We start from the raw sequence: 14700 nt of genomic DNA on the forward strand, positions 1-14700 counted from the left end.
CTACCAGCGTAACGTCAGGGTAAAGCGCCTGATATGCCCTAAAAGGCACTGTATGGAATATGTGAGCACCATAAAAACCAATGGTTTTGAGCACTTTTTTACACGGTGAAGCACACGGGGCAGGTAATTTATTCCCATTACCCAAAGCCTTAATTTTTAACAGAAAATTCGCTTTGTCCTTATATTACGCCCACTTCAGCCTGATATTTTGTTGCCTATATTAATGGCTCGAAGGTTGCTGTATCTAGGTGTAAGTCAAGAGCAATAACGCTCTCAATCAAAGGAGATAATTATGAGTGATATCATTACAGGACTATTCAAAAATCCCGCCGAAGCAAGTGCAGCCATAACCATGCTTGAACACAAAGGCTTCAGCGACGCGAATATTTCGCTAGTGGCTAACGATTCAATTACCAAAGACAGTTTCGCCCTGACTGACCATTCTAAATTACCAGAGGGAGTTGCCATAGGTGCTTCATCAGGTGGTGTCTTGGCGGCGATTGTCGGGGGGCTTGCTGCTGTTGGAGTGGTTGCTACCGGCGGGGTAGGGGTACTTGCGAGTGGTCCATTAGTGGCAGCTCTAGCGGCAGGCGGAGCGGGCGCGGCTGCAGGCGGGATCATTGGTGGTGCGATAGGCCTAGCAATCCCTGAGCATGAAGTGAAATTTTACGAAGACGCGATTGAAGAGGGCTCTGTGCTAGTCGGAGTGCACTATGACAATAGTGATCAAAAAGATGTAATTAAAGAGACATTTAAACACTTTGACGACGTGAAAGTTGCTAGTGCGTAACAGTACGACGTGACAATGCACGAAGTGTAAGTACACGACGTGGTGGGCCCAGCTCACCACGTCACACTATTTCTAACCGCATCCCAGTTCTACAAATTTTTAAGCCACAAATGCTCTGCACGATTGTAGATTTATAGATAACTTAATCTCTTTAAGATCTTCCCCTGACTCAGTATCTCTAACAAATCCTTCCTTATCCCTTTGAAACGTGCAGCGTAATTCAAAGTTGAAAGCATCAAAACTTAAAGCATCAGTCTCGCAGAATATGTGCTTTATGACAGCCTGTATCCTTGTAATTCAATCGATAAGTTAAATAGGTTGAGGAAGCATTGGTCTACCTCAATGTTGGCTCTAATTTTTTAGCTTGTCATCTGCTCTTAATTACAATTATCAATTTGAGATAAATGGATTGACAAAGATTAAATGAAAAACTTACATGTGAAGGGGTATTATTTTCTACTTGTCTAGTGAAATTTACGCCCAGTCTCAAATTTTAATTCTTCAATTACTGTGCTGCCTTGTGCCACAGCGAAATTCATCCACTTCAATAAATATGGCATATCAATTGAATTGTAATTCTCATACTTCTTAAGACAGCAGCAAGATCACAAGCATTATCTAATTTTTCAATGAATAACTCCTAATTTCATTGTTATTTCTTACTTAAGTCAGAGGGGGAATTAATTTATGAATTCTCAAGGAGAACGACCTTCATCGATAGAAAACTTCATTAAGCAGGATGGTTTTCCCTGTGTCGGAGCAAAGATAGCATTAAATAAAGATCAAATCGTCACACGTGATTTTGGTGATATTTTCTCAAATCAAAATAATCAAAATATACTTGATGAGCTATATCAATTTATAACTATTTATAATTCGAGTAAGCCTTTATATTTTAGCTTTGTGGCCACTTTTAAAAACTCGATATTAACGAGTGAGAAAGAGTTCGAAGACGCCTTGTGGAGTAAGCTCCAAAATTTGTATAACCGAGACTCAATGACCCACACGTGGGATAGAAGAGTGAGCGATAACCCGGATGATAGTGAATTTAGCTTTAGTCTCGGCGGAGAAGCATTTTTCATCATAGGTCTCTCACCATTTGCAGAGCGAAGAGCGAGAAGATTCGAACACCCCACTATCGTTTTTAACCTGCATAGCCAATTTCAAATATTGAAGGAAACAAACAAGTTCACGGCATTAAGAGACAGAATCAGAACAAATGAAGAAGTTTTTTCTGGCTCACCTAACCCAAATTTATACGACCATGGTGAACTTTCTGAAGCCCGGCAATACAGCGGTAGGGCGGTCAGCAATTCATGGAGATGTCCATTTTCAACGAGGAAAAAAGATGAGTAACGAAATAAAACCTAGAAGCGGCACAGCATTTAAATTGAAGAAAGGGGAACGGTTGAAAGTTACCGATCCTTTAGGGGAGCAAGTCGCCGATATATATTGCTTTAATGAACATAATTTTAAGGAGTTTTTGTCTTCTGGTCGTTCGTTAGATTATAACGAATCGCTGACATTTAAGGTGGGCAGTAAACTTTACTCCAATCAAAGCGACGTTATGCTGAAAATTGTTGAAGACATGGTTGAAGATCACGACTTTCTATTAACGCCTTGCAGTGTTGATACATTCAAGTATTTTTACCCAAATGAAAAGCCTGTTCCTGGGTGTCATGGAAATTTAGTGAATGCATTTTCTGAATTCGGTATACCTGAGCATTTAATCGGAACGACCTTCAACACATTCATGAATGTTTCGGTGGGTGAGGACGGTAGCTTCAAAGTTCTTCCACCGAAAAGTAAAGCCGGTGATTACACTATATTTGAAGCCTCCATGGACCTAATAGTAGGTTTAACGGCGTGCTCAGCTGGCGAATCGAATAACTTTAAATACAAACCAATTAATTATGAAATTTTAAAGTGAACTTAGTGGTGTACTCGCTGATAACGCGTGAACACCCCATCTATTAGATGTAGGGAGATAGTCTTTATGAGTGATCCTACTCTTATGATTTTAATGTATTTTGTCATTCCGGTTTGGCTTCTAGCAGGAGTTGTAGACTGGTTTTGTCATCGACGCAGCAATATTGCAAAAACAAGCGGTGCAAAAGAGTCCTTCATTCATTTACTCATGTTTGCTGAGGTCGGGATCCCACTCATGCTCGTCCTATTATTTGAGGTTAATGCGCTGATCATTGGTATCAGTATCTTGCTCTTCATTCTTCACGAATTAACCGCACTTTGGGATGTCTCCTATGCAGTCAGTAAAAGACGCGTGGGTCCTATTGAACAGCATGTGCACAGCTTTTTAGAAATGATTCCTCTTCTAGCGTTAGTGCTAATTATTGCACGTCATTGGCCTCATTTTACGTCACTGTTTTCGGCTAGTGGTTTTCCTCCTGATCTTTCACTTACTCTAAAGGAAGCCCCCCTGCCCACGACCTATCTAATAACAGTATTATTTATAGCGGTAGCGCTGGAGCTCATACCCTATTTAGAGGAGCTTATCCGTGGACTCAAAGCGAGGAAAGCCGCAACTCAGTCAGAGCAGTGTTAACAGCAAGTCTAATCAACCAAATATAGGAACGTTAATGATGAATAAAAATGATGAAGTAAAAGATAAAAAAGACCTTGTACTCGAAGATTCCGAAGCTGAGGCGGCAAGTCCGATTGCAGAGTCTATCGCGGGAGAAGAAGACCCTGGCGCAGCGCTAGAGGAGTTTATTAAAATGGATAAAATTGATGAAGGTCAAGAAACTAAGCAGGATTAACTATTACGCTAAACATATTAAAAAAGGGTGAGTTATTCTAATCAGGTTAAGCACTTTGTTTAAAAAATTTGGCTACAGTAAACGCTTTTGACAAATTATTGTGACGTATTCAATTTTAAATAAGACTAAACCAGTAAGGTGTTATTGACGAAATGAAAACCCATGAGTTAGCAGAAATTTTACTTCAATATGACAACGTGGATATTGTTACTAATGTTGGCTATACATCAATGATGGCGGAAGACGTTCTTTTAACGGAGTCAATGCTCAAATTACAATGTCTACTTGATAATGATAACAAGCCTGAGGGAGTATCTGGTGAACACTGGTTACTTATTGGAGGTCTATCTGCATGAAAGTTTTAACGGTATTAATTTAATTCCGTATGACAGTTTAAAATAAACGCTTGGACTATTCTGACAAATCGCAAAGATGGCTTTCGCGTAAATTTATATTCAAATGATCCCTCCATTAAAAGTCGCCGTTGATACATGTGCTTCGTTTCAGCTGTATTCGAATAGAATCTCATCACTAGCATGTATTGAGTCACTCTACATATAAAAATAACTTGAGACCATTGGGGCAGTGTATTAGCTGATAATTTCCAAGGTTATTTAGCACGTTTACTCTGCCACAGTTACATTATATGCACTTAAAAACATGAATTCTATGGCCTGTAGCGCGGTGAAAGGGATTCACTCGCTTTTTGCAAAATGATGACTGGAGCCCTACGTTTTCATGGGGCTTGTTGTTGCATGGGGTTTTAGACTGCCTGATTTTGACTTTTGACTTTTGACTTTGGCGATGCTGTCAGAAACTCTCCCTTTGCCCAGCCCCCTTAGCTGAATTCACAGTGGGGTGCCTGTAATATTGAATATCCACCACAATTGATAATTTCAATCTATGAGTTTTTTTCATGTATTAATGAGATCAAATCATTTTTATTCATCTAACCTTCCACGTATAAAACACACTCTGCTGCTAACGCTTGAGGCGTTTGATGTTATTAGCATTTTTAAATTTGGGTTTTAGCGACGAGTTTGCTTGAGCACCAAGTGCACCTATCAGCAGTTACCCTATAGATTTTATTTCAATAAACGGAATGTCAGGTCACGATGAATAACCATTTTACATTTTCCATTAAGCGTATTTGTTTCGATGAAAATTACCATCCGTCGGACAATACCCGTATTACCACGAATTTCGCTAACTTGGCCAGAGGGAAGCGTCGCCAACAGAATTTGCGCAATGCTTTACAGATGATCAATAACCGTTTCAATGCCTTAGCATTTTGGGATAACCAAAAAGGCGATCGTTACTCGGCTGAGCTTGAGATTATTTCGGTAGATATAGACGTTGAAGGAAAAGGCGAAACATTCCCTACCATTGAGATCTTAAAAAGCAATATTATTGATCACGTCACCAACCAGCGTATTGAAGGGATTGTGGGTAATAACTTTTCCTCTTATGTGCGTGATTATGACTTTAGCGTTATTTTGTCACAGCACAATAAAGGCAAAGCGTCGTTTAGTATTCCCGATGATTTTGGCGATTTGCACGGCAAGCTGTTTAAGCATTTCGTAGACTCAGACGTGTACCAGAAAAACTTTAGTAAACCCCCTGTTATTTGCCTGAGCGTGTCAGAAAACAAAACCTATCAGCGCACTGAAAATCAACATCCTGTATTAGGTTATGAATATAAGCCGAACGGTTCGTCGTTAACAGAACAGTACTTCGCAAAGATGGGCTTAACGGTTCGCTACTTTATGCCTGCGAACAGTGTTGCGCCTTTGGCGTTCTACTTTTCGGGGGATTTACTTAATGATTACACCAATCTTGAGTTAATCAGCACTATCAGCACCATGGAAACCTTTCAGAAAATTTACCGCCCTGAGATTTATAACGCTAACGCGGTAGCAGGTAAGCATTATCAACCGAATTTACGCCATCAAGATCATTCGCTGACCCAAATTGAATACGATCGAGAAGAGCGAAACCAGTTAGCGGTTGAGCAAGGCAAGTTTGTTGAAGAGCACTTCATCAAACCCTATAAGCCTATTCTTGAGCAGTGGTCTGCAAACAGCGCCTTTTAATGCATTGGCTGAAATATTGAAAAAAACAACTGAACAAAAACAACTGAACAAGAACAACTGAACAAAAACATTTGAATAAGAACAACTGAATAAACGAACTGATTACAGAGACCCGATTAGAGAGAGAGCATGAAAACACTTTTACCTATTACCATCGCCGGTAGCCTGCCTAAACCGTCTTGGCTCGCTCAACCTGAAACACTTTGGTCACCTTGGAAGTTGCAAGACGATGAACTGGTTCAGGGGAAACAGGACGCGCTGCGTTTGTCATTGTTAAATCAGCAGCAAGCGGGCATTAATATCATCAGTGATGGGGAGCAATCGCGGCAACACTTTGTGACCACCTTTATCGAGCACCTCAGTGGTGTAGATTTCGAGAACCGTAAGACGGTTAAAATACGTAACCGCTACGACGCCAGCGTACCCATGGTAGTGGGCCCCGTGACTCGGCAAAAACCGGTATTTGTAGAAGATGCCAAATTCTTACGCTCGCAAACTAAGCAACCGATCAAATGGGCGCTGCCGGGGCCTATGACCATGGTCGATACCCTTTATGATGACCATTATAAAAGTCGCGAAAAGCTCGCGTGGAAATTCGCTGAGATACTCAATCAAGAAGCGAAAGAACTTGAAGCCGCAGGTGTGGATATTATCCAATTTGACGAGCCGGCGTTTAATGTCTTTTTTGATGAGGTTAATGATTGGGGTATAGCCGCGTTAGAGCGCGCAGTAGAGGGGCTTGAATGCCAAACTGCAGTCCATATTTGTTATGGCTACGGCATTAAAGCCAATACCGATTGGAAAAAGACCTTAGGGACACAGTGGCGACAGTACGAAGAGATTTTCCCTAAGCTACAATCATCCAATATCGATATTATTTCATTGGAGTGCCAAAACTCCCGAGTGCCCATGGAATTAATCGGGCTACTTCGTGGCAAGAAAGTCATGGTAGGGGCCATTGATGTGGCAACCAATACCATAGAAACTCCAGAAGAGGTGGCCGATACCCTTCGAAACGCACTGCAGTATGTTGATGCCGAAAATCTTTATCCGTGCACCAACTGCGGCATGGTGCCTTTATCCCAGGAGGTAACAAGCGCTAAGCTGAATGCGTTAAGCGCCGGCACTGAGATTATTCGCAAAGAACTCTCGGCTTAGTCAAAGCGCTTTATCCAAACGAGCAGGCGCAGCTATGTGCCTGCTTTATTTTTTGTGATGACTCCAATTGCTTAACGCTCTAATAGGTTGCTTAAGGCGGCTAAACGTCCGGTCACTTCGCCAAACTCCATCATTGTTTCATCGAATATTTGCCTAATCGATTTTGTTTCTTTTATCCGCCCTGCAACTTGGCCTGTTAGCGCTATTCCTGCTTCTAAGTCACCGCCGAAATATACGGCTTGGGTATCTTGAAATTCGCTGAAAATATTTGCTGAACCTTCATTCAGAATACGCGTTGAACGTTCTGTACGCAGGGCACGAAGGGCAGGGCCAGGACCAGTTCGATTAAGAAACACAGTGTCAGTTGAATCGGCATCTATGATGGCGTTTTTCCAGTTCTGGTGCACCGGGCTTTCTGTTGCGCTTAAAATACGCGTTCCCATAAGCACCCCTTCTGCACCTAATGCCATGGCGGCGGCCATACTGCGCCCGTCCATAATACCCCCCGCTGCGACAATAGGAACGTTTACCGCTTCACATACTTGCGGAATAAGCACCATACTTGATACGTCATCCGCATTCTTGAAACCGCCGCCTTCGCCGCCTTCAACGATAAGCCCATCAACGCCTGCTTCAACCGCTTTTAATGCGCCTTTAAGGTGCGGCACAACATGAAATACGGTGAGGCCAGCCTCTTTTAGTTGGGTGGTGTATTTTGTTGGGTCACCCGCTGAGGTGGTTACAAACCTAATGCCTTGATCGATAATGAAATCCAAAATCTTAGGATCTCGAACAAACGCCTGAGCAATATTTACACCAAAAGGCTTGTCGGTTAGGTCACGCATCTTTAAAATTTCTTCGCGAATGGCATCAAGCTCCCCAGAGCTGGTTTCGATTATGCCCATGCCGCCAGCGTTCGATACCGCAGATGAAAGCTGTGAGCGTGCAATCCACCCCATTGCTGCTTGTATGATGGGTTTTTCAATACCGAGCATATCTGTGATGCGTGTTTTGACTCTGAAGTCTGTCATGGCTGTCCCCTGAAATTCGTTGCTAGAAAAGCGTGAGTACTCGTTTTTATAGATTTACCGGGCACAATGGTACTTTTTTTCATGAATAGAGCGCCTAATCATTGACTTATCGCTTATCGAGTGACGTGATTAATTAGGCCGTCTGGTCCGATAGAAAACATAGAGTACGAACGTAGATAAACTATCTCAGTGTCAGAGCTTCGATTGAACCCCGCCATTATCATTCATTTAAAGATTCTGTTTATACGGGCTTGCTGTTTATCCCGGCCCCTTAACGCCTTATATTTCGCAGCCTAGGTTACAGGAAAATATTCAAGCAAATGACTGACCTGATTTCGGTCGATTGAGGAGGGTGACTATGACGACGGCAAGGGTTAATTATCACGTTAGACGTGATGTGCCTCAGGCTTTCCAATTTGATGTTGATGGTATTGTTGGCAATATTATTTCACCCGAGCTAACGCCAGCCAATGTAACGGTTCGTGATGTGCGCAGCCAAGCGAACGCGGTCAATTTTTCGCAAGATGGCATTGTGTTTGTTGAGGCGAATACTCAGGTAAAGGATTTTGAACATGGCGATAGTTGGAAAGACCTTTATGAGCCAGAGCTGAGCAATTTACTTAAGCATACTATTGGTGCAAAAGGCGTGGTGATTTTTGATCACACAGTGCGAGTTGATGACCCAAACGCTACCCGCCGACCTGCGCGTAATGTGCATAATGATTACAGCGAGGCGGGCGTTAATAGACGTTTGGTTGACATAGTGGGGGCAGAGCGCGCCAAAGAATTTCAAAAAGGGCATTATGGCTTTGTGAATGTGTGGCGCCCCGTTGCGCAACCGATAATGTCATCGCCACTTGGCTTTATTCGCCCAAGCTCTATGCAGTTGGATGATTGGATGAACATCGAGTTGATTTACCCTGACCGCACTGGGCAAATATTAGGGGTGGCCGAAAACCCTGAGCATGAGTGGTTTTATCAATCACACATGAGACCCGATGAAGCGATTATATTCAATATATATGATAACCAAGGGCGGCCACATTTAGCGCACAGCGCACTGGATATGAAAGAGGACGGGAACGTGAATGTCCCCCGTAAGAGCATTGAAACACGCACCTTAATCAAATATTGATTATTGCTCCTTAATGCCCACTCATGCGTGTTAACGTCGTTAAGTCCTCTGTACAAAAGAATAGTTACCCACCAAAGTGCACAGATTAATGCCCCTGGCATTGGTGAGTTATTAAAGGGCATACAAATTTACCAGAATCCTTTGTTTTTGTAGCCTCTCCCTTTTTAGCTCTTCACCTTTCAGTTTTTCGCTTTTTACCTCTGGCTCTTCAACTTAACTTCATATTTGTTTCATCGTAAAGTGAGATCCTTTACTAACCTTAGTCATGAACATATCTGAGGTATCACTACAGAGTTGGTAGTACGCAGTCTTCTCTTCATTCATTTTTGGAAGGAGTTTTGCTGATGAGCGCTTACGATCCTGATTTTCTTGATGACTTTCTTTTACCCTTACCAAGCTTTGCGCCGCACCTTGATGAAAGCATCGTGCGAGATGATGATTTAACTGAGCATTATGTGGCTGATTATGTGCACTATTCATTGGTCATGAACGGTGCGCCAGAAAGGCGCTCCGCTGTTTACGTGGCACTTAACGTTGATCAGAATAAACACAAGCAAACCAGTCGCAGTAATCGCTGGCGCATTGACGGCCGTATTGGCAGTAAGTTTCAGTTAGATAATACCTATTATCGCAATAACGACTGGGATCGCGGCCATATGGCAAGGCGCACCACTGCCGCGTGGGGTGATAACGCAATTGATGCCCAGCGCGCGTCTAACGAAACGTTTTACTACACAAATGCGTGCCTGCAACATGCCAATCTAAACCAAGATGAATGGCTAGGGCTTGAAGACTGGGTGTACGGTTTAGACTTAGATAAAGACGGTAAGATCAGCTCGTTCTCTGGCCCTTTTTATGCAGATTATGATCGTAGCGTGCATCCAAGTGGCCATGCGTTGGCATTAGTGCCTGCGGGCTTTTTCAAAATCGTGTGCTTTGTCAATCAGGCGAATGAATTGGAGGTGCGCGCGTTTGTCATGTTTCAAGACGAAAAAGCCTTAGCGGACAAATCTGGGCGCAAAAAATACAATAACCAAACTTATCAAACCACAGTCACTTACATTGAAGAGCTGACAGGATTGCAATTCGAGCCAGAGGTTTACCACGCTAACCCTATGACCCATTGCGATTCGAGCACTCATACCCGCGGGCCGAACAGTGTTAATGGTGAGCCAATTTTAACGCCTGAGCTGATTGAAGTGGCCAAGCCAAGTGATATTCAAAACACGTCAGGGCCTAGGCAAACGGTAAAAGACGACGTGGTGGATATATTTATCAGTGCTGCCATGGTTAACCCTGAAGGCAGTGACAAGGGCACTGAGTGGATAGGGCTAATTAATCTCGGCGCGGATGCGATTGACCTAACAGGCTGGAGCCTGTCTGACAATCAAGACAACGCTGTTGCGGTAGGGCAAGTCACGTTAAAGCCGGGTGAGTCAACAGTGGTAAAACAGCTCGGTAAAATTCGACTAGCGAATACAGGGGACGTGATCAAGCTGCATGATGACCAGAAAAACAGAATTGACTGGGTAAACTACACCGAAAAAACGGTCAAACCCGGCGCGCCTGTGCTGTTTTTATCCCCCAGAGATACGCTCGAATTAGATGTGTGAAGAAAAGGTGTGGCTAATAGCCAGAGTGAATTGATTCGTTACAAGGTTGCCAGATTATGTGAACACAATTCACTAATAAACTTAAGGCAATTATTGCGGACAGGGAGGTATTTTGACTTCAGGGTAAATATTCTGGTGAGTATCGCCCAAGATACTCGCGCCGCTGTTACCGAATTGATACGAAACCGGGTTGGTTCGCGCATAATGCGTGCTAAAAAGCCCTTAAATCTATGACTTTAGCCATTTCGGCATAAATCTTTCATTCTTCTTGTAGTTTCATTTCCGGATGTTAATTCTATTTGTTAAAGTGGCGTCCAGTTTTTGTACTTGTTAGCTATTTTTCGCTGTCTTTTAGTTATTTTACTGAGTAACTAGGGAATTCACAGATTGCGACAGGTGCGTTGGTTCTTATTCGTAGGTTAAGGTTGCCCAATGGCAAAAGTGTGTTTTCAGATGAAAGGCACTGCGTTTACAGCAGTGGTGATGGATCTTCAGGCGTATTCCGCGGACTTATTTCGTGCGCAGCTAAAGCAAAAAATTGATACCGCTCCACAGTTTTTCAATGCGTCTCCTTTGGTGCTCAACTTAGCTTCATTCGAAGGTCAGCTTGAAGATGAGCAACTTGAACATATTGTTGCCGTGTGCCGTGAGGAAGGATTACAACCGATCGCATGTAGAGGCGCTACGCCCGAATTGCGCTACACCGTAATGGGGTTGGGGCTTGCGTCACTGCCAGCAGCCAAGACCAGAAGTACTGAGATCCCAGCTGAACCTGTGCAAGCGAAAGTGAAACAGGTTGAGCCAGAACAAACCGTTGCCGAGCCGGCTCCGGTCGTTCGCCCAAGTAAGGTGATCACTAAACCGGTGCGCTCTGGTCAGCAGGTGTACGCAGAAGGTTGCGATTTAATCGTGATGGCAGCAGTCAGTGAAGGGGCTGAAGTATTAGCCGATGGACATATACACGTTTATGGCCCTTTACGAGGCCGCGCATTGGCTGGTGTGAAGGGTGATACAAATGCACGGGTTTTTTGTCGACAGATGGAAGCTGAGCTGGTTTCGATTGCTGGCTACTTTGTGATGAATGAAAAATTACGTGAGCTGTGCTGGAAAGAACCGGCACATGCATTTTTAGAGGGTGAATCCATACAAGTTGCGGTGATTTAACGGGCATTTCGTGTGAGCTAAGCGAGAACAAAGCGAGAAACACGTGTCGTCGATAAACTGCAATCAGTGGGTTGGCTAAAACAGTTAGTGAGGGAATGTAGTGGCTAAAATTATAGTGGTAACGTCCGGTAAAGGTGGCGTAGGGAAAACAACAACAAGCGCAGCGATAGCAACAGGCTTAGCGATGCGTGGCTTTAAAACCGTGGTAATCGATTTTGATGTGGGCTTGCGAAACCTAGACTTGATCATGGGTTGTGAGCGCCGTGTGGTGTATGACTTTGTGAACGTCATCAAAAAAGAAGCCACATTGAATCAAGCGTTGATCAAAGACAAACGCACCCCAGGTTTGTTTATTTTGCCAGCGTCGCAAACGCGGGACAAAGACGCCCTGTCGATGGAAGGCGTGCAAACCGTGCTAGAGAACCTAGCCAAAGACTTTGAGTACATCATATGTGACTCACCAGCAGGGATTGAGCAGGGTGCGCAAATGGCCTTGTACTTCGCGGATGAAGCGATTGTGGTAACGAACCCTGAAGTATCATCGGTGCGAGATTCAGATCGCATTATCGGTATTTTGCAAAGCAAATCACTTAAAGCAGAGCAAGGCGGAACGGTCAAAGAGCACTTGTTGCTTACCCGATATAACCCAGAGCGCGTTGCCTCAGCAGAAATGCTCAGTGTAGCGGATGTTGAAGATATTCTGGCTGTACCTTTGCTTGGCGTTATTCCTGAGTCTGAAGCGGTATTAAAAGCATCTAACCAAGGTGCACCGGTTATTTTAGATCAAGAGTCTGAAGCGGGTCAGGCTTATCTTGATGCTGTGTCACGGTTGCTTGGCGAAGACGTCAAACACCGTTTCCTTGATGTACAGAAAAAAGGATTCTTGAAGCGATTACTAGGAGGTAAATAGTGAGCATTTTCAATTACTTTTTAAAGAAAGAGAAAAAGAGTTCAGCATCGCTGGCCAAAGAGCGCTTGCAGATTATTGTGGCGCACGAGCGCAGCAAGCGCCAACAGCCTGACTACTTACCCTTGATGCAAAAAGAAATCATGGACGTTATTCGTAAATACGTGAACATAGATGAAGAGCAAGTGATTGTTCAGTTAGACAACAATGAAGATTGTTCTGTCTTGGAGTTGAACATTACCTTGCCAGAGTAATTGTTCAAGACCGCTTCAGATATCGCGCGTGATCGTAAGAGATGCTTATGGTCACGCTCTTTTGATTCTTCCTGCAGCTTTGGTGTTTTTTGCGCCTGTTTCACTTCTTGCTAGCTACCACTTTGCTTTCTAGATCCCCAACCTAAGGGCAACTTCCTATAAGTTGATGATGGCAAGCATGTCATCGTCGTCTTCATCCATCCCGACTTCGGTAAAGCCAAAGCTTTGGTAAAACGACTTTGCCACAGGATTGTCAGGGTTATAGCAAATCTCTATTTCTTGTAAACCCGTTGTTTGCTTTATTTCATGTAGCGCAAGCTCCATAGCAACTCGGCCAATACCGTGTTTTTGATACTGCTCGTCTACCATAAAGCGCCAAATAGATATTTTACGAGGACTTTCAGCGACCCACATAAAAAAGCCCACGGGCGTGCTACCTTGGTATATGCCTCGACAGGTATAGCCTGTATGGTATTTTGATTCCAGCAATGACCAGCTATTATCAGCCACATACTCTTGTTGCCCTTCGCTTACCGCTAGCTCACTTACTTCTTCAAAATTATCTTTAGTTACTGGCCTTAGGTTTATATTCATTTCATTCCTTTGCTCTTAAGTCTTATACATAGAAACGTTATTGTGTGCTCGAATAGGCCGTTTTCAATTAAAAAGGACGTATGTTTTACGACTGTTTCAATTCCCGCCACTCCAATGGGTTAAGCAGGTAACACTGCTTGAACTGTTCATACAGTTTCGGGTGGTGGCGTTGCAGTTGATGCGGCTTTTCAAAGAAGGTTTCTGTCACAACAGCGAAAAATTCGGCCGGGGAGGTTGCGCCATAACTGTCGATCACATCGTTATCGCCATTGGCCAATTTTTGTTGTTGCACGGCGAATTCAGCGCCTAACACCTGTGACCATTGTTGGTATTGTTCGGCTGTAGGTAATAATGGCAGGCCGTCCATGGCGGCATTTTCTTCATCTAATTTGTGGGCGAATTCATGCATCACTACGTTGTGCCCATCACGGCTATCAAGGGCGCCTTGTAGCACGTGCTCCCAAGCGAGAACAATTGGCCCGCGATGCCAAGACTCACCCGCGCGAGTGCTGGTGGACGTGACCTGCAACAAGCCATCATGTTGGGTGCTGCTAGCCACATAAGTGTCGGGGTAAACCAAAATCGTCCGAAAACCAGGGTAGTAATCACCCGGGCGATTGAGCAATAAGGTGCATGCTTGTGCAGCGATTAACACGCGCACCGTATCGGTGACGTCGAATTCACCTCGGCCAATGATGTCTTTTTCATCTAAAAACACTTGCATGTGGCCAACGAGCTTACGCTGCAGTTCGTTAGGCAGGCGTGAATACAATGGGTATTGGTTTTTTAAAATCTGCAGATATTCAGGTGCTAACGGTTTAGCACTTAATACAGCGCGCCGTGCTTTTTTGCGTTTTAGCTTGCGCTTGTCGAAATAAAACCAGCCCAGCATGATCACTATCGGCAGGCTGAGTAAACAATAAATGAGTGTTTGGCGCATAAAGGCTCTTTGGGTGTTTCTACATAAGTGGTTAGCTTATCAAGTAATGTTTTACTGGACTTGAGAAGTTGACATTTACTGCAAAAAACTGCCTTGAGTCGGATTTTAGAGTCATTAGGTTTTCTTGTATTTCTGATGTTATTCGGTTTTTCTAGGCTAATTAAAATAATTAGTCGAAGTTTACCTAAAACAATAGCGGAAAAACGCCAGTGATTGCTCCTTAATATTGGACCTTAATAAAAAA

16 protein-coding genes are annotated in these 14700 nt (G+C 43.6%); 13 read left to right on the forward strand and 3 right to left on the reverse strand.

Annotated features, from left to right (window positions below; all coding sequences use genetic code 11):
* Window positions 1-292 precede the first annotated feature (292 nt).
* The 8 genes from PATL_RS04665 to PATL_RS04700 all read left to right on the forward strand — a co-directional run bounded on the left by PATL_RS04665 (window position 293) and on the right by PATL_RS04700 (window position 6818).
* A complete protein-coding gene (locus tag PATL_RS04665) occupies window positions 293-790 on the forward strand; it encodes a hypothetical protein (RefSeq protein WP_011573802.1) in 498 nt (165 codons plus the stop codon).
* A gap of 687 nt (window positions 791-1477) precedes the next feature.
* A complete protein-coding gene (gene gntA, locus PATL_RS04670) occupies window positions 1478-2146 on the forward strand; it encodes a guanitoxin biosynthesis heme-dependent pre-guanitoxin N-hydroxylase GntA (protein WP_011573803.1) in 669 nt (222 codons plus the stop codon).
* Window positions 2139-2720 (forward strand): DUF1989 domain-containing protein, encoded by a 582-nt coding sequence (locus PATL_RS04675; protein WP_011573804.1) that lies wholly within the window; start codon window positions 2139-2141, stop codon window positions 2718-2720. The genes gntA and PATL_RS04675 overlap by 8 nt, the downstream gene beginning before the upstream one ends.
* A gap of 66 nt (window positions 2721-2786) precedes the next feature.
* Entirely contained in the window at window positions 2787-3353 is a 567-nt protein-coding gene (locus PATL_RS04680; protein WP_011573805.1) for a hypothetical protein, read from the forward strand.
* 34 nt (window positions 3354-3387) lie between these two features.
* Complete coding sequence (locus PATL_RS04685) at window positions 3388-3567, forward strand: hypothetical protein (RefSeq protein ID WP_041713330.1); 180 nt, start codon at window positions 3388-3390, stop codon at window positions 3565-3567.
* Window positions 3568-3719: 152 nt separating this feature from the next.
* Window positions 3720-3923 carry a hypothetical protein gene (locus PATL_RS04690; protein ID WP_041713332.1) on the forward strand — a complete coding sequence of 68 codons (204 nt, stop codon included), beginning with the start codon at window positions 3720-3722 and terminating at the stop codon, window positions 3921-3923.
* A gap of 759 nt (window positions 3924-4682) precedes the next feature.
* Complete coding sequence (locus PATL_RS04695; protein WP_011573806.1) at window positions 4683-5660, forward strand: DUF1852 domain-containing protein; 978 nt, start codon at window positions 4683-4685, stop codon at window positions 5658-5660.
* Between the two features lie 129 nt (window positions 5661-5789).
* The gene (locus PATL_RS04700) at window positions 5790-6818 is read left to right on the forward strand and encodes a methionine synthase (RefSeq protein WP_011573807.1); all 1029 of its coding nucleotides are present in this window, start codon (window positions 5790-5792) and stop codon (window positions 6816-6818) included.
* A gap of 71 nt (window positions 6819-6889) precedes the next feature.
* Here PATL_RS04700 and PATL_RS04705 read toward each other — a convergent pair whose 3' ends face one another.
* Window positions 6890-7849: an NAD(P)H-dependent flavin oxidoreductase gene (locus PATL_RS04705; protein WP_011573808.1), complete on the reverse strand. Its 960-nt coding sequence runs from the start codon at window positions 7847-7849 to the stop codon at window positions 6890-6892.
* A gap of 358 nt (window positions 7850-8207) precedes the next feature.
* On the opposite strand from PATL_RS04705, the gene PATL_RS04710 reads away from it, so the two are divergent.
* The 5 genes from PATL_RS04710 (at window position 8208) to minE (ending at window position 12922) form a co-directional block, all read left to right on the forward strand.
* The gene (locus tag PATL_RS04710; protein WP_011573809.1) at window positions 8208-8984 is read left to right on the forward strand and encodes a CmcJ/NvfI family oxidoreductase; all 777 of its coding nucleotides are present in this window, start codon (window positions 8208-8210) and stop codon (window positions 8982-8984) included.
* Window positions 8985-9328: 344 nt separating this feature from the next.
* The gene (locus PATL_RS04715; RefSeq protein ID WP_011573810.1) at window positions 9329-10597 is read left to right on the forward strand and encodes a DNA/RNA non-specific endonuclease; all 1269 of its coding nucleotides are present in this window, start codon (window positions 9329-9331) and stop codon (window positions 10595-10597) included.
* Between the two features lie 432 nt (window positions 10598-11029).
* Window positions 11030-11761 carry a septum site-determining protein MinC gene (gene minC / locus PATL_RS04720; protein WP_011573811.1) on the forward strand — a complete coding sequence of 244 codons (732 nt, stop codon included), beginning with the start codon at window positions 11030-11032 and terminating at the stop codon, window positions 11759-11761.
* 100 nt (window positions 11762-11861) lie between these two features.
* The gene (minD, locus tag PATL_RS04725) at window positions 11862-12671 is read left to right on the forward strand and encodes a septum site-determining protein MinD (RefSeq protein WP_011573812.1); all 810 of its coding nucleotides are present in this window, start codon (window positions 11862-11864) and stop codon (window positions 12669-12671) included.
* Complete coding sequence (gene minE / locus PATL_RS04730) at window positions 12671-12922, forward strand: cell division topological specificity factor MinE (RefSeq protein ID WP_011573813.1); 252 nt, start codon at window positions 12671-12673, stop codon at window positions 12920-12922. The genes minD and minE overlap by 1 nt, the downstream gene beginning before the upstream one ends.
* 156 nt (window positions 12923-13078) lie before the next feature.
* Here the strand turns inward: minE and PATL_RS04735 are convergent, their stop codons facing one another.
* Both PATL_RS04735 and PATL_RS04740 read right to left on the reverse strand, forming a co-directional pair.
* Window positions 13079-13516, reverse strand: coding sequence for a GNAT family N-acetyltransferase (locus PATL_RS04735; protein WP_011573814.1), 438 nt, complete (start codon window positions 13514-13516; stop codon window positions 13079-13081).
* Between the two features lie 85 nt (window positions 13517-13601).
* Entirely contained in the window at window positions 13602-14456 is an 855-nt protein-coding gene (locus PATL_RS04740) for a zinc-dependent peptidase (protein WP_011573815.1), read from the reverse strand.
* Window positions 14457-14700: the final 244 nt, after the last annotated feature.

The sequence above is a fragment of the Paraglaciecola sp. T6c genome (assembly GCF_000014225.1).
GTDB lineage: Bacteria > Pseudomonadota > Gammaproteobacteria > Enterobacterales > Alteromonadaceae > Paraglaciecola > Paraglaciecola atlantica_A.

Excerpts from the sequence above, each read along its gene's own strand:
- gntA (WP_011573803.1), top strand. The coding sequence starts at position 1,478 with ATGAATTCTCAAGGAGAACGACCTTCATCGATAGAAAACTTCATTAAG.
- minC (WP_011573811.1), top strand. The coding sequence starts at position 11,030 with ATGGCAAAAGTGTGTTTTCAGATGAAAGGCACTGCGTTTACAGCAGTG.
- PATL_RS04740 (WP_011573815.1), bottom strand. The coding sequence starts at position 14,456 with ATGCGCCAAACACTCATTTATTGTTTACTCAGCCTGCCGATAGTGATC.
- PATL_RS04680 (WP_011573805.1), top strand. The coding sequence starts at position 2,787 with ATGAGTGATCCTACTCTTATGATTTTAATGTATTTTGTCATTCCGGTT.
- PATL_RS04685 (WP_041713330.1), top strand. The coding sequence starts at position 3,388 with ATGATGAATAAAAATGATGAAGTAAAAGATAAAAAAGACCTTGTACTC.
- PATL_RS04690 (WP_041713332.1), top strand. The coding sequence starts at position 3,720 with ATGAAAACCCATGAGTTAGCAGAAATTTTACTTCAATATGACAACGTG.
- PATL_RS04735 (WP_011573814.1), bottom strand. The coding sequence starts at position 13,516 with ATGAATATAAACCTAAGGCCAGTAACTAAAGATAATTTTGAAGAAGTA.
- PATL_RS04675 (WP_011573804.1), top strand. The coding sequence starts at position 2,139 with ATGAGTAACGAAATAAAACCTAGAAGCGGCACAGCATTTAAATTGAAG.
- PATL_RS04715 (WP_011573810.1), top strand. The coding sequence starts at position 9,329 with ATGAGCGCTTACGATCCTGATTTTCTTGATGACTTTCTTTTACCCTTA.
- PATL_RS04665 (WP_011573802.1), top strand. The coding sequence starts at position 293 with ATGAGTGATATCATTACAGGACTATTCAAAAATCCCGCCGAAGCAAGT.
- PATL_RS04700 (WP_011573807.1), top strand. The coding sequence starts at position 5,790 with ATGAAAACACTTTTACCTATTACCATCGCCGGTAGCCTGCCTAAACCG.
- PATL_RS04695 (WP_011573806.1), top strand. The coding sequence starts at position 4,683 with ATGAATAACCATTTTACATTTTCCATTAAGCGTATTTGTTTCGATGAA.
- PATL_RS04705 (WP_011573808.1), bottom strand. The coding sequence starts at position 7,849 with ATGACAGACTTCAGAGTCAAAACACGCATCACAGATATGCTCGGTATT.
- PATL_RS04710 (WP_011573809.1), top strand. The coding sequence starts at position 8,208 with ATGACGACGGCAAGGGTTAATTATCACGTTAGACGTGATGTGCCTCAG.